The organism is Collinsella sp. AM10-26 (assembly GCF_003472525.1).
Lineage (GTDB): Bacteria > Actinomycetota > Coriobacteriia > Coriobacteriales > Coriobacteriaceae > Collinsella.
In genome coordinates this window covers 59,259-72,792 of sequence record NZ_QRMC01000003.1, presented here as the reverse complement: position 1 = coordinate 72,792, position 13,534 = coordinate 59,259, and the positions used below count along the sequence as shown (strand labels likewise).

The window sequence follows — 13,534 nt, the reverse complement described above, 5'->3', positions numbered from 1 at the left end:
CCGGTGGCGGGTTCTTTTTTGCTTCGCGCATACAGGAAGGACATCATGGAAAGCCGCAAGCCGCATCTCGCCACCCTGCCCGGACTCATTCTGGGCTGCCTTATCTGCTGTGCGCTCTGGGGATCGGCTTTCCCCTGCATCAAGATCGGTTACGAGCTCTTTGGCATTCCCGCGCACGATAGTGCCTCGCAGCTGCTCTTTGCAGGCTTGCGCTTCACGCTTGCCGGCGCCCTGGTCATCGTTGGGATGAGCGCGGCGAAGCGCCGCCCACTCATCCCGCAGGCTCGCGACATCAAGCCCATCTTTGTCTTGTCGCTTTTCCAGACGATCGGGCAGTACTTCTTTTTCTACCTGGGACTCTCGCGCGCCAGCGCCATGTCGAGCTCCATCATTGAGGCCAGCGCCAACTTCCTCGCAATCCTCTTTGCCGCTCTGGCGTTTCACACCGAGAAGCTCGATACAGCCAAGGTGCTTGGCTGCGTGTTGGGCTTTGCCGGTGTAGCGCTCGTCAACCTTTCGGGCGCGGATGGCACCTTTGGCTTTGCGCTCGACGGCGAGGGCTTTATCCTGGCTTCCACCGTTGCGGGCGCCCTGTCGACCTGCCTCATTGGCATTTTCTCGCGCGAGCATGACGGCGTTTTACTCGCCGGCTGGCAGTTTTTAGTCGGCGGTCTGGTCCTTACCGCCATCGGGCTTTTGATGGGCGGCGCGCTATCCCCCACCAAAATCGTCCCCGCCATCGCGCTCATCATATATATGGCACTCATTTCCGCCGTCGCATACTCGCTGTGGTCTCGCCTGCTCGCCGTCAACCCCGTCAGCCGCGTTTCGGTCTTTGGCTTTATGAACCCGGTCTTTGGCGTAGCGCTAAGCGCGCTGCTGCTCGGCGAGGGTGCTGGCACAAGCCCCGTTACCGTCATTGTGGCCCTGTTCCTGGTCTGCGGCGGCATCATCATTGTCAACAAACCTAAACAGGCCTAACAAGCCAGGCCCTTGCATATGCCGCACCTGCAGCGGACATTCGCGTGGTCGCTTTTTTCTAGCGTATCTGGACGCCGGCTTTTTTCTTCTCGTGCTTTACGCGGTAGAGCTCCGCATCGGCAGCGCGAAGCAAATCTTACCAGGTATCGACACCATCACCCATCCGTGCGTAGCCGATAGACATCCGCAACAGATACGGCACCTCGGTACGCGCGAGCTCGTCGTTGATTGCCTCGCACAGGCGCATGATGTCCTGCTCTGCTATCGCCTTTTGGAGCACTACGAACTCATCGCCGCCATAACGTGCGATAAAGCCACCAGACGCCGAGCAGACATCTTTGGGCGCGGTGGAGATGAGCTGAAGAGCGCGGTCACCCTCCACATGTCCGTAGCGATCATTAATCTGCTTAAAGCCATCAGCGTCCATCATGAGCAGATACACATCACCCGTATGATCCGCATTCGAGAAGAGCGACAGCATATAGGTCTCAAAACGGTTTCGATTGTTGAGGCCAGTCAACGGATCGGTCGAGATCAGCTGCTCCTGGCAGACGATGTAGAGCAGCAGCATGCTAATCATTATGCCGACACAAAGCCCGGGCACCGAAAACACGACCTGAAAGGTGCCGCCCACCAGGGCCGGAATGGCGAAAAATGCCAAGGTTCGATAGATGGCCTTCTTTTGTAGACTCTCGACCCTGCGCGATTGCACAAACGCGTGCAGGGACGTATGAATAACGTAGCAGTAGCTGACGATGGGCTGGATCATATAGGCAAAGCAGCGATGATACACGCCCTGCGCATCGATATAGAACAGGGCGTGCGTCCAACAGCTCGTAAACGCCAGCACGACCACCAGCACCGTAGGCAACGTTACGAGCGCCACCTTATAGCGCGCGGTCGAAAGGCGAGAGCCCTGCACCGTCTCGGAATAGATAAACCAAACGAGACACGCGCTGGCAAAGAGCGAAAACGAAACCGCGTTGGAAATCCAGTTGGCGGCAATGCCCAGCGTGCCGTCCACACCATCCGAGAGCGTCCAGATCATATCGAATAATATTTACGCGGCAGAGGTATAGCCGAGCATGCTAAACAATAGCTGCTGGGTACTCGAGAATAAAGAGCGACGGCTTCGCGCGGCAAGCCCGATAAGAACAATCATGCAGAGCAGGAATATCTCAATCTTGAGTGCCTTAACCACTAGACGCCATCCCTTCAATATCCAAGTGGTCAGAATCGCCCGATTCGGGTCTGGGCAACAAACACCCCTACCCGCAGGGGTAAGGGGAATAATAGCAGAGCGCCCGAACGTTGCTGCAAGACAGCTTTCGTTCGGGCGCTCAAGCGGCGCGAATTGCACGCCGGCATCATTGATGAATGACGATTGCTACTCGCCATCGATGTCGGTCGCGACGGCTTCCTCGATGGCCTCGACACCGGCAGGCGACAGATCCTCCTTGCCCTGACAGAACTTCTTGTCGACCCAGCCAGTAAGAATCGGAGCCATGATCGCCGTGATGATAACGGCGGTGGCGATCTGGGCGTACGCGGTGGGAGCAAGCTCGGCATAGCGCGGCGCCACCTCGGCAAGAGCAACCGGCGTGGTCATAGCCGTGCCGGCGATGGTGGAGCAAGCCACGGCGGCCTTGCCGTTACCGCCGCACAGGCGCTCGAACGCAAAGGTGATGGGGCCGACGACAAACAGCGTGACAAGGCCCAGCAAGATGCCGGAAATGCCGCCGGTGACAAAGCTCGACAGGCTCATGGACGCGCCGAGTTGAAATCCGATGACGGCAATCGCGGGATTGGTGCCGGGAACCAGCAGGTTCTTGATAAACGGGAAGAGGTTGCCCAAAACCATACCGATGACAAGCGGCAGGATGGAGCCGATGATAGTGCCCAGCGGAATGTTAGCAAGACCAGAAACGCCCAGGATGATCATGGTGACGGCGGGGCCGGCCGTAAAGAACAGGATGCCTACGGCGCCCTGCTCGGACTCATCGCCAAACTCGCCCATGATGCCCGTATAGAGCGCCATGTTGCAGAAGGTGATGCCGCCGATAATGGAGATCGAGCTCAGGCCCAAAAAGTTGTCGTTAAAGAAATACGCAACGCCCAGACCCAGCGCGGCTGCCACCACAAGCTTAGGGATCAGTACGACGACGCCGGTCTTGATAGCGCCCGGCGTGGACTTAAAGCTGATGCCGGCACCCACGAAGAGCAGGATCGCGGCGACGATGGTATTGGAACCGCCGCGACAGGCGGCGGTAAAGAAGCCACCGATCTCGAAGACCTGCGGGCAGAAGGTATTGAGCAAAAGGCCGACGATCATCGGATAGATCATGATGTCGCCCGGGATTCGCGGTACTTTGAATTTCTTTTGCTCGTTGGCGGTCGCTTCCTGTGCCATGAAACCCCCATTTCCGTTGACGGGGCACAAAAGCCCACGTCATACTTTGCTACAGTAAAGTTTGACCATGGTACCAGAAGAAGCAGACCGGCTCGGTGAGAAATTCGATTCGTAAAGTCGAGACGGTAAACGCGCCTTGTTCTTATACGAGGCTCAAAACGATATAGAGCACGATGCCCGAGACGCAGCACCACAGCATCGACTTTGTCTTGATTGCCACCGCCACGACGCCGGCAGATGCGATCCAGGGAATCAGGCCCTGCCACAGGCCGGCATCGAAAGCGCCGGGGCTTATCAGGTCGTTAGCGACTAGCGCCGCAAAGGCGGCGGGCGGAATATAGCCCAAGGCCTCGGTAACGCGGGGTGAAAGCGTTCTCCCGCGCAAGGCAAACGCCGGAGCAATGCGGAAAAACGCGATGGCCGCCCACGACGAGAGCCACAGGACCAAAAACTCGTTAACGGGCATCGCGAGCACCCCTTCCTTCGGCGAGGGCATCGCACGCGAGCGCCGCGGCAACGCCGGCGAGCACGCTTACCGGCACGACGACATTCGTCCACCCCAAGAACTTGCATACGGCGACGGACACCGCAGCCAAAACGGCAGCTACGGCATTGCCACGCGACAGTCGCTGCGAAAAGAGCAGACAAATAAAGAGCGATGTGCAGACAAAACCTGCAAGAGCGGTGGGGACATCGACAACGGCACCGACAACGGCGCCCGTTGTGCACGAAACGCCCCATGTTGCGACGAGGATCACGTTGAGCGCAAAGGACTCGCGCGGACCCCAATCCTGCCCCTCAATCAACTTGGCAAGCGAGATGCCATATGCCTCCTCGGTGAGCGTCGCGGCAACGGCCAGCGTCTGACGCTTCGAGGCACCCGCCAGATGCGGTGCGATCGATGCCGAGTAAAGTGCAAAGCGCGAGGAGATTGCGGCGACGCTGGCGACAATCGATGCCGCAGGCACGCCCGCCAGCCACAGGTTGCAGACCATAAATTGTCCGCAGCCCGTCACAAACGTGCTGCTCAGGGCAAAAACCATCCATGGTTCCATCCCCGTCTGCGCCATAATCATTCCGCACGGCGCACCTATAGCAACATAGGTAAGCATCACCGGCCAGACGGTTTTAATGATTTTGAGCACCATAACGCTCCTCGTCCCGACAAGTTATCCGTTCTGCATTCAACGACACGGCAGAATCATCGTCCGGCAGCAACCGACATCACCTACAATTGCCACCGGATCGAAAGATACAGAAAGACACAACTTTTTAGGAAGTCATTATGACAGCTATCGATCGTGTGCGGGCAGCTGCGGCCTTTAAGACCTATACCGATGCCTACGATGCCGCCAATCCACGTATCGCACTCAAAATCGAGCATACGTATCATGTTGCCGAGGCATGCGATGCCGTGGCACGTAAACAAGGTTGGTCACCGCAGGACATTGACCTGGCGTGGCTGTGCGGACTGCTGCACGATATGGGTCGTTTTGAACAGCTGCGACGCTGGGACACGTTTAAAGATGCCGAGAGCATGAGCCATGCGGCGTTGGGCGTCGAGGTTCTCTTTGGCGAGAATCCCGCCGATGCGCCCGCCGTAACGAGCATTCGCGACTTTATCGATGACCCGGCAGAAGATGAGCTCATCCGAGCGAGCATTGCCTATCACAGTGATTTCCGTCTACCCGCGCAGCTCGACGAGCGCACGCGGAGCTTCTGCGATATCGTGCGCGATGGCGACAAGATCGACATTATGCGCACCATCGCCGACAGCACTGTCGACACTATCCTCAAAGTGGATGAGGACGCGTTTGTAGCCAGTCGCTTCTCGGCACCGACGCTGGCCGCCTTTGACGAGCACCGCTGCGTCGCACGCGATGAACGCAACGAGCCCGCAGACTACCTGGTGGGACTCATCTGCTTTATGTTTGAGCTCGTCTATCCGACAAGCCGTGCGCTGGCGCGCGAGCAAGGCGATATCTATCGCCTGCTCGACGCGCCCTTTGGCATTACGCGGCCCTTTATCGACCCCACCACGCAGGCAACCTGGAGCCGCCTTAAGGACGAGCTGCGCCGCTGGCTGGCAAGCGCTTAGCACTCGAGCTGAGCCAGCAACTCCTCAACGACCTCGACGGCGTTTCCAACAACCTTGTACTGGGCGGCGCCAAAGATGGGGGCATCCGGGTCCTCATTGATGGCGATAATGCACTCCGCCCCACCGATGCCGGCGAGATGCTGGATAGCACCCGAGACACCGATGCTCACGAGGAGCTTGGGCGAGACCGATACACCCGTCTGGCCAATTTGATGGCGATACTCCAGCCAGCCGGCCTCCACCACGGGGCGCGTGCAGCCAAGCTCGCCTCCCAGAGCCTCGGCAAGCTTTCGCATCAGCGGTAGGTTTTTCTTGGAGCCAATGCCGCGGCCCACCACGACCAGACGCTCGGCATCGGCAATTGAGGCCTGCTGTCCCCACTCCTCGGCGGGAATCGAGATCTCGACACGGGCCTTAGCATCATCCGCAAGCGATATCTGGGTGATCGTGCCGAAACGGCCGTAGTCGAAGTCGGGAGCCTTAAAGATACCGGGACGCACCGTTGCCATCTGCGGACGGTGGTTGGGGCAAATGATGGTGGCCATCAAGTTGCCACCAAACGCCGGGCGCGTCTGCTGCAGCAAGCCCGTCTCCGCATCCATCGAAAGCACGGTGCAGTCGGCCGTGAGGCCCGTCTGCAGGCGCACGGCAACGCCAGGCGCCAGCTCGCGGCCAAACGCGGTCGCGCCGTACAGAATTGCCTCGGGCTTGCGCTCGGCTACCAAATCACAGATCAGCCGGGCGTAGACCTCCGCGTCGTTCTGACACAGGCGCTCGTCGCGACAGACCAGGACCTCGTCTGCACCGGCGTAAACCAGATGCTCCAGGTCACCGAGAGAACCCTCGGGGCCCATACCGACCAGTGCGACCAGACGGCAGCCGCGAGCATCGGCAAGCTCGCGGCCCTTACCCATGAGCTCGTAGGCCACAGGAGCCACGGCGTCGTGCTCGTCAGTCTGCACGAAGACCCAAATGTCTCGATATGCATCAAGGTCCACCGCGCCAGCGGCCTCGTCGCGCTCAATCGAGATAGCGCTGACGGGGCAGGCGTCGACGCACCCGCCGCACAGGATGCAGCCGTCGGTTACGCGGGCGCAACGGTTGGGGCGCTCGCCCTCCACCACAATGCCACCCGAGGCGCAGGCGCGAACGCAGCGGCCACAGCCAACGCAGGCCTCGCTATCGATTATCAGTCCGCTCATCTATGCCATCTCCTCGATAATCTTGGCAAGTTTTACCGCCTGCTCGGACGCCGTTCCCTCAACGGCCTCGCACGTTTGGTCACGGTCGGGCACAAACGAACGCACGACCTGCGTCGGTGATCCGGCAAGGCCGCAACGCGAGGGATCGGCGTTTACGTCGGCAGCGCTAGCCACGCGCACGTCTGCATCCTCGGCCGCGCGAATACCGGCAATACTCGGCATGCGCAGCTGGCCAATCTCCTTGGCGGTCGTCATCGCACACGGCATCTCCAGGTACACCGTCTCCTCGCCGGCATCGCAGCCGTGGACGAGCGCCAGCGAGCCACACGTCGTAAATCCCGCGCTCTGCACACAGCTCACGTCGGTCACGCAGGGGATCTCAAAGGCGCCGGCCAGCTCGGGGCCGATCTGGGCCGTATCGCCGTCCACTGCCATCTTGCCGCAGATGAGCAGGTCAAAGTCCTCATCGAGTGCCTCGATACCGCATTTGAGGGCATAGGTGGTGGCTAGGGTATCGGCACCCGCAAAGGCTCGGTCGGTCAGCAGCAGCGCGTCGTCGGCACCGCGGGCGATGCAGTCGCGCAGCAGCGATTCGGTCGCGGGGATGCCCATCGACACCACCGTCACACGCACGTCCATGCCAAAGCCGATAAAGTCGTCCTTCAGCGCCAGCGCGCATTCCAGAGCGCTTGCATCGAACGGGTTAATGACCGCCTGCTTGCCATCACGCACGATAGTATTGGTTTTGGGGTCCATCTTGACCTCGGTGCTTCCGAGCACCGCCTTGACGCACACCACCATATGGAAATCACTCATCTTCACGCGCCCCCCTTCTGGACGAGTCCATCCAAGAACTTCTCCGCAAACAGGTTGCCGCGACCCAGCTGGCCGGCAGGATCGAGCTGGAGTTTGAGACGCGCCGACTCGACCATGGCCTCGTGGCCGTACATCGTCTCCAAGAAGCCCGCCTTGATCTTGCCGACGCCGTGCTCGGCAGAAACGGCACCGCCCATGGCCGTGACCTCGGAAGCCCACTGGGCAAAGAGTTCTCCACCGCGACGGTAGTCTTGCGCATCGCGCGGCAGGATGTTCACATGCAGATGGTTGTTACCGATGTGACCCCAGGCGGCAGATTCAAGCCCACTTTCGGCCAACGTGCGACGATAAAGGGCGATGACATCGGCCAAGTGTGCATTGGGCACCGACATGTCCGAGCCCAGCTTGGTGATGGTAGGATCCATGCGGCGGCGTTCGTCGATAAGCATGTTGACGCTCTCGGGGACCGCATGACGGAAGAACCGCTGGCACTCGCGATCAACCTCGGTGCGCGCGACCCATGTCGCATCGTCGCGGCCGCCCGCAAGCTCCAGCACCCATCCCAGGTGGTACAGCTCCTCGGTCGCCTGGGCCTCGTCATCGCAGTCGAGCTCCACGTAGACACAGACCTTGGCCTCTTTGTCGAGCACCGGCAGCGAGGCAAACGCCGTCGACTGCTCGCGCTGGCGACGCAGAATATCCAGGGCGCCAGCATCGAAGTACTCGATGGCAGCCGCATGGGACAGGACAGGGCGCACGGAATCGGTAAAGGACACGGCCTTGTCTTCGCTATCGAAAAAGCAGCTCACACCCCAAACGACCGCAGGTGCCGCTTGCAGGGCAATCTCGAGCTCGGTGATAACGCCGAGCGTGCCGCAAGCGCCGATAAAGAGGTCGATGGCGTCCATATCGTCCGCAACAAAATAACCCGAGGCATTTTTGGTCTTGGGCATGGTGTAGCCAGGAAGATCGAGCTCGAGTGTGTGGCCCTCTGCCGTCACGAGCGACAGGTGGCGGCCCTGGGCAAAAGCCTCGCCGCGCTGAAGCTCAAGCAAATCGCCATCAGCCAGCGCGACGTGGAGTCCCGTGATATGCGGGCGCATGGGGCCGTAAGCGTAGCTGCGGGCGCCGGAGGCGTTGCATGCCGCCATGCCGCCCAGACAGGCAGATGCCTCGGTGGGATCGGTGGGAAAGAACTGCTCGCGGGCCTCTTGAAACTCATCGTAGGCCTTAAGCGATGCCTGGTCCCAGCCAGCAGCCGGCAGTACCTTCTTGCCCAGCTGCTTGCGCAGTTCCGAAAGCACAACGCCCGGCTCCACGCGCAGCAGAAAGCGGCCTTGTTCATCGCGGCGAAGGCCCAAGTAGCGATTCATGCGGGAAGTATTGAGAATGTGACCGCCATGAGGCACAGCGCCGGCGGCAAGACCGGTCCGGGCGCCCTGAACCGTCACCGGGACACGCTCGGCATGGAGCTTTTTCAAAATGGCGCGGACCTCGTTCTCCGTTGTCGGAAACGAGATGCTTGAGGCCTCGCCCGATGTGCGAGACTCATCGCGGCCATACTCTTCGAACTCGTCGGTGAAGGGTTTGATGGTTGCAGACACGCGAACTCCCCCTTTAGCTAACTACAGTGTTTGCAGGGAGATGTTACCGCATCGTTTCGTCGACGTGTTCGAGACCGTCTCCATAATTGGCGTTTTTTACGTTCGTGCAATTCGGCGAACGGCAAGTCTTCCTCGACAGACGATGCTTTTAACACATATGGCCACGCCGTCGCCGATCGCTCGATTGTCGCTCGAAAAAAGTTGAAGTAATTTTTGCTGCCTTTTACCTGCGGAGACACTAATCCGTCAAGCATTTGGTCAGAAATTGGTCAAGTTGCGACTGATAGGGTCGGCGTCGACAGCCAAAACCGATAGAAGTTTTGGCCCAAGAGCAGGGAGGTTCCCATGGCATATTACTGGCCCCAGTACGGCGTCGCCATCGAGGTCGACGACGATCCCTATCTCCTGCCTTTCGACGAAGAGGCGTTCCCCGATACGGTGGTCTACCATGTCACCACCGATGTTATCTGCGACCCCGAGTCGTTCTCGGCGCTCGCCCACCACATCGCGCGTATCCACGACATCGAGCTCCCTCACGACTTCGACGAGCTCATCTACTCGCGCCGCCTGATGCTTCACATGCTCTTTGGAGCGGACCCGTCCACGTTCGCACGTGTCTACACCACCAAGGATGCCGCATGAGTGCGAAGAAGCCGCCCCGCCTCGCAGGACTGGGACGTCGCAAGAAACTCGCCGTTGTCTGCCTGGCTATCGTCTGCGCCCTCATCGCCGTAGGGCTATACGCCTGGCAGTCGCAACCCGTGCCCGAAGCGGGTGCCTCAGTCACGACGGCAGAGGGTAAATCGCGCCAAGAAATCCAAGATGAGCTCGACGCCATCGTCCGCGACAACATGATGACGATCTCGGTCGCGCCGGTCGCTCAGCTGCAGGAGAACGGCAAGCTGCGCATCAACGTGCAAAACGTCCAAGACAATAAATTTCCCCAGCGATTCCGCGTCATCCAAAACGACGAGACCATGTACGAATCCGGTGTGGTCGAGACCGGCAAGACAATCGAGACGTGCCCCGCCGGCAACATCAAAGAAGGCGAAGCATACATCGAGATCCAGGCACTCGATGCAAAGACCCTCGACAGCCACGGCAATCCAACACGTGTCAAGGTACGGGTTGAGCAAGCCGAGAACTAGCTTTCCGGCCGACGCGGCACCGCACGCAATTCACCGGCATTTGTCCAATCATCGCGGGGACGGCCCGCGGCGAATAGAAAGGAACGACCATGGACATCACCAGGAACATGAACGGAGCCAGAGCGCTCGTCGTGGGCGCAGGGCTCGCGCTCGCGCTCGCAATGGGCGCCGCCCCGACGCCAGCTATGGCAGCCGGGCGCGTTGGAACCACGAAGGTAATGGTCAGGACCGAGATCGACAACGTTGAGTTCAAAGTTCCGACGGTTATTCCCTTCGTCGCCAAGGCCGACGGCACGCTTCAGGGCCCCTCAGAAGACGCGACCACCATCGACAATCATTCGGCCTACGGCATCCATGTCACCAACATGAAGATCGACGCCATGAACACCTGGACCATTGCCGCCGACGCCAAGGCCGGAACCGTGCAGAACTCCATCGACTTTAAGGTCGGCCCCGACGGCGCACTCCAGAACGCTAGCACCGCAATGCAGGAGACGGGCCTCGATCTTTCCAAGAATGCAGCCTTCGACATGGGTTACCAGGGCATTGCCGGTGGCACGGACAAAATTAAGCTCAAGACAAGCGGAAACGTCGCCCGCGTCACGCGCGACATCTTCCGCGTAACCGGCGAAGGCGATCAGGTTGCAACGATCACCTGGACGGTCGAGCCCGGTGCGCACACGGCATAAGGCCGTCGCCCTGGCCGCCGCCGTCAGCATCCTAGCATTTGAGCCAGCCATGGCCTTTGCCCAGCAAGAACAGGCACAGGCCGCCACGCAAGTGACGGTCGACCTCTCGGAGCTCGACCGTGGCGACCGCGAGGAACCGTTGGCGCAGACAGGCGACAGACGATGGCTCTTGGCAGCAGGCGCCACAGCAGCAGGCGCGGGGACCGCCGGCCTCGGTCTGCACATCAAACGCAGCCAGAAACAAAACACGGACAGGCCGCACTAAATTAGCTAAGGAGACCCCATGGCATCGAAGAACCTTTTGCCCGTCGTCGCACTCTGCGGCGCGCTCGCAACCGGAACGCCTGTCGCCGCCTGGGCGACTCCCGTCATGGCGGACTTCTTACCGGCAGCCCTAAGCTCCGCACCAAATCCGTCGAGCGCCATTGCGTGCAAGCGTTTTTCGTTCGCACAGGCTGCAATCTCAACCTCGGGATGCCTTCGTCGTAATACGGACGGCTCGATAGTCGTGGATATCAATCGTTCGAACAAGGCAAACGGCTCCCAGGCGGGGTGCGCCGTCTGCACGTGGCGCTCGGTTGTGCTCGATGCAGATGGCGATCCATGCAATTTAGAGCTGCGCATCGACATCGCTTCGGTCGATGACTCGGCGAACGGAGCGAAGGTCGCCTTCGACGGTGCGTTTTTCGAGAAAGGAGGCGGTATATGTCTGGGCTGCGCCGCCGCGAATGCAGACGACACGCAGCCCACCCTCTCATTCACGGCATCGTTGCGGCTGACCAAAGCCGGCACCGATGCCATCGCGGCGGGAGAAGCGTCCCTGCTGTTCTACGCCGTCAGCACCAAAGACACAGATGCTCATTTCGAGAAGCCAGCCGGATCACTCAGCCTTACACGAGGGATAGAAGCAGGCCCTATTGAAATCGATGCCCACGCGCAAAGCAGGCAACGCATTCTTGCCGACCCGGCGCTTCTCGAAATGGAGTGGAACGGATCCGGAGCCATCGGAATTCTCCCCTCCGCGCTTGACGCCAAGACGCTCTCCTCAAACGACGAACCCATCAACGCAACCATACAAGAAGAGAGCGCGGACAAGGAAGCGGGTGCGGGCGACACGCCGTCGCCGACAAACAGCGTCCCAGCTTCTTTCGAAGCACCGAATGAGCCCGCTACCGATCAAAACGATCCCGAGCTCGCGGACAGCCTGGGGCTTGCTGATCCTCAAGAGATCGATGAAGGTAACTGCTGCGTGCTTGCCGCGCTCGACCACACGGAGGTCATCGACGCTGCGAACATCGAAGTTGCCGCCGCCAATCAGCCCGTCCGCAAGTCGGCCATCATCGCATTTCCTGAATCCATCGAAGTCGTCTTTTTGCCATCGGGCGAGGTCGTGGCCCCAACACTGCTCACCTTGTTGGGCGCCAAGAATACTCGAAACGAAATTAAAAAGGTCACGGTTGTCGACCCTGCAACCACCGCTAAACTGCGCCTATACGCCGTTGCCCCAGACGGAGACAAGACCTTGGAATTCGATGGCGACACACTCCTAGCCTGGCGACGTCTGGACATTATGCAAGACGTCTCGTATCAGATCGAACTCGAAGGGTTTGATCGTGCCCGCGATGCCAATATCATCGCCGCGGCTATTGAATCCCCGCAGCGGCTTATGACACTGCGCTTTGACTACTATCCCTATGTCCCGACAACCACCTGAGGCTTAAATACTGCGCATCATTCCTAATACCACTTATATAACGTATTAGATGAGTCGCGATGTGCCTCGCATTCCATTCTGCTACGATTGCCACGTTGGCATCAATACAGGAGGGCTCATGCCGGGCTTGGGAACAATCATCAACGTTGTCCTTTTAGTTGCGGGCGGTCTTTTGGGATTAGCGGGCGGTCGCTTTATCACACCGCGTATCCAAGACACGCTCATGAAAGCGTCGGGGCTGTGCGTCCTGTTTATCGGCCTTGGCGGCACCATGCAAAAGATGCTCCTTATCGATGGGAAGGCGCTGGCGACCACTGGTACCACCATGCTCATTGTCTCGTTCGCCCTCGGCTCGCTCATCGGCGAGGCCGTCAACTTGGAGGCCGCCATTGAGAACCTTGGCGAATGGCTCAAGCGCAAAACCGGCAGCGAGGGCGATAACGAGTTCACCAACGCTTTTGTCTCGACTTCACTCACCGTGTGTATCGGCGCCATGGCCATTGTGGGATCGATCCAGGACGGCCTGCTCGGCGACTGGTCAACGCTTGCCCTCAAAGGCGCACTGGACTGCATCATCGTCTGCACCATGACGGCCTCACTTGGTCGCGGCTGCATCTTTTCCGCCCTGCCCGTCGCCGTGTTCCAGGGGACGATCACGCTGTTTGCCGGTGCACTCTCCCCCATCATGACCACGGCAGCCCTCGACAGCCTTTCGCTCGTAGGCTCCATGCTCATCTTCTGCGTCGGCGTCAACCTCATCCGTCCTCAGACCTTCCGCACTGCCAATATGCTTCCCTCCGTCATCATCGCCGTCATCTACGCCCTCCTGTTCTAAATCTATCTACGCAGCGGTATCTCGAACATCTGTTTGA

At 59.6% G+C, this 13,534-nt stretch carries 15 protein-coding genes; 7 read left to right on the top strand and 8 right to left on the bottom strand.

Going from position 1 to position 13,534, the window contains the following annotated elements; all coding sequences use genetic code 11:
* Positions 1 to 45: 45 nt before the first annotated feature.
* Positions 46 to 981: a DMT family transporter gene (locus DW123_RS03315; protein WP_117734511.1), complete on the top strand. Its 936-nt coding sequence runs from the start codon at positions 46 to 48 to the stop codon at positions 979 to 981.
* A gap of 136 nt (positions 982 to 1,117) precedes the next feature.
* On the opposite strand, the gene DW123_RS03310 is transcribed toward DW123_RS03315, so the two are convergent.
* From DW123_RS03310 to DW123_RS03295, 4 genes are all read right to left on the bottom strand, one after another.
* Positions 1,118 to 2,029, bottom strand: coding sequence for a GGDEF domain-containing protein (locus DW123_RS03310; protein WP_118273545.1), 912 nt, complete (start codon positions 2,027 to 2,029; stop codon positions 1,118 to 1,120).
* A gap of 339 nt (positions 2,030 to 2,368) precedes the next feature.
* Positions 2,369 to 3,391 carry a 2-keto-3-deoxygluconate permease gene (locus tag DW123_RS03305; protein WP_118273546.1) on the bottom strand — a complete coding sequence of 341 codons (1,023 nt, stop codon included), beginning with the start codon at positions 3,389 to 3,391 and terminating at the stop codon, positions 2,369 to 2,371.
* Between the two features lie 142 nt (positions 3,392 to 3,533).
* Positions 3,534 to 3,857, bottom strand: a complete 324-nt coding sequence (locus DW123_RS03300; RefSeq protein WP_117734514.1) for an AzlD domain-containing protein — start codon at positions 3,855 to 3,857, stop codon at positions 3,534 to 3,536.
* Positions 3,847 to 4,539, bottom strand: a complete 693-nt coding sequence (locus DW123_RS03295; RefSeq protein WP_117794336.1) for an AzlC family ABC transporter permease — start codon at positions 4,537 to 4,539, stop codon at positions 3,847 to 3,849. Before DW123_RS03295 ends, DW123_RS03300 begins: the two co-directional genes overlap by 11 nt.
* Positions 4,540 to 4,676: 137 nt before the next feature.
* Here DW123_RS03295 and DW123_RS03290 point away from each other — a divergent pair, with 137 nt between their 5' ends.
* Complete coding sequence (locus DW123_RS03290; protein WP_117763717.1) at positions 4,677 to 5,489, top strand: HD domain-containing protein; 813 nt, start codon at positions 4,677 to 4,679, stop codon at positions 5,487 to 5,489.
* On the opposite strand, the gene DW123_RS03285 is transcribed toward DW123_RS03290, so the two are convergent.
* The 3 genes from DW123_RS03285 to DW123_RS03275 are packed head-to-tail and all read right to left on the bottom strand — an operon-like array spanning position 5,486 to position 9,111.
* Entirely contained in the window at positions 5,486 to 6,691 is a 1,206-nt protein-coding gene (locus DW123_RS03285) for an electron transfer flavoprotein subunit alpha (RefSeq protein ID WP_118273547.1), read from the bottom strand. The genes DW123_RS03290 and DW123_RS03285 overlap by 4 nt on opposite strands.
* Positions 6,692 to 7,507, bottom strand: a complete 816-nt coding sequence (locus DW123_RS03280) for an electron transfer flavoprotein subunit beta/FixA family protein (RefSeq protein WP_118273575.1) — start codon at positions 7,505 to 7,507, stop codon at positions 6,692 to 6,694.
* Positions 7,508 to 7,509: 2 nt separating this feature from the next.
* Positions 7,510 to 9,111, bottom strand: coding sequence for an FAD-binding oxidoreductase (locus tag DW123_RS03275; protein WP_233502105.1), 1,602 nt, complete (start codon positions 9,109 to 9,111; stop codon positions 7,510 to 7,512).
* Positions 9,112 to 9,456: 345 nt separating this feature from the next.
* Between DW123_RS03275 and DW123_RS03270 the strand changes: the two genes are divergently transcribed.
* The 3 genes from DW123_RS03270 (at position 9,457) to DW123_RS03260 (ending at position 10,948) form a co-directional block, all read left to right on the top strand.
* Positions 9,457 to 9,753: a hypothetical protein gene (locus tag DW123_RS03270; protein WP_118273548.1), complete on the top strand. Its 297-nt coding sequence runs from the start codon at positions 9,457 to 9,459 to the stop codon at positions 9,751 to 9,753.
* Complete coding sequence (locus tag DW123_RS03265; RefSeq protein WP_118273549.1) at positions 9,750 to 10,259, top strand: hypothetical protein; 510 nt, start codon at positions 9,750 to 9,752, stop codon at positions 10,257 to 10,259. Before DW123_RS03270 ends, DW123_RS03265 begins: the two co-directional genes overlap by 4 nt.
* 89 nt (positions 10,260 to 10,348) lie before the next feature.
* Entirely contained in the window at positions 10,349 to 10,948 is a 600-nt protein-coding gene (locus DW123_RS03260) for a hypothetical protein (RefSeq protein ID WP_118273550.1), read from the top strand.
* A gap of 31 nt (positions 10,949 to 10,979) precedes the next feature.
* On the opposite strand, the gene DW123_RS09465 is transcribed toward DW123_RS03260, so the two are convergent.
* Positions 10,980 to 11,171 (bottom strand): hypothetical protein, encoded by a 192-nt coding sequence (locus DW123_RS09465; RefSeq protein WP_147336914.1) that lies wholly within the window; start codon positions 11,169 to 11,171, stop codon positions 10,980 to 10,982.
* A gap of 60 nt (positions 11,172 to 11,231) precedes the next feature.
* Here DW123_RS09465 and DW123_RS03250 point away from each other — a divergent pair, with 60 nt between their 5' ends.
* Both DW123_RS03250 and DW123_RS03245 read left to right on the top strand, forming a co-directional pair.
* Complete coding sequence (locus tag DW123_RS03250; protein WP_118273551.1) at positions 11,232 to 12,662, top strand: hypothetical protein; 1,431 nt, start codon at positions 11,232 to 11,234, stop codon at positions 12,660 to 12,662.
* 118 nt (positions 12,663 to 12,780) lie between these two features.
* Positions 12,781 to 13,497 carry a DUF554 domain-containing protein gene (locus tag DW123_RS03245; protein WP_199407129.1) on the top strand — a complete coding sequence of 239 codons (717 nt, stop codon included), beginning with the start codon at positions 12,781 to 12,783 and terminating at the stop codon, positions 13,495 to 13,497.
* Positions 13,498 to 13,534: the final 37 nt, after the last annotated feature.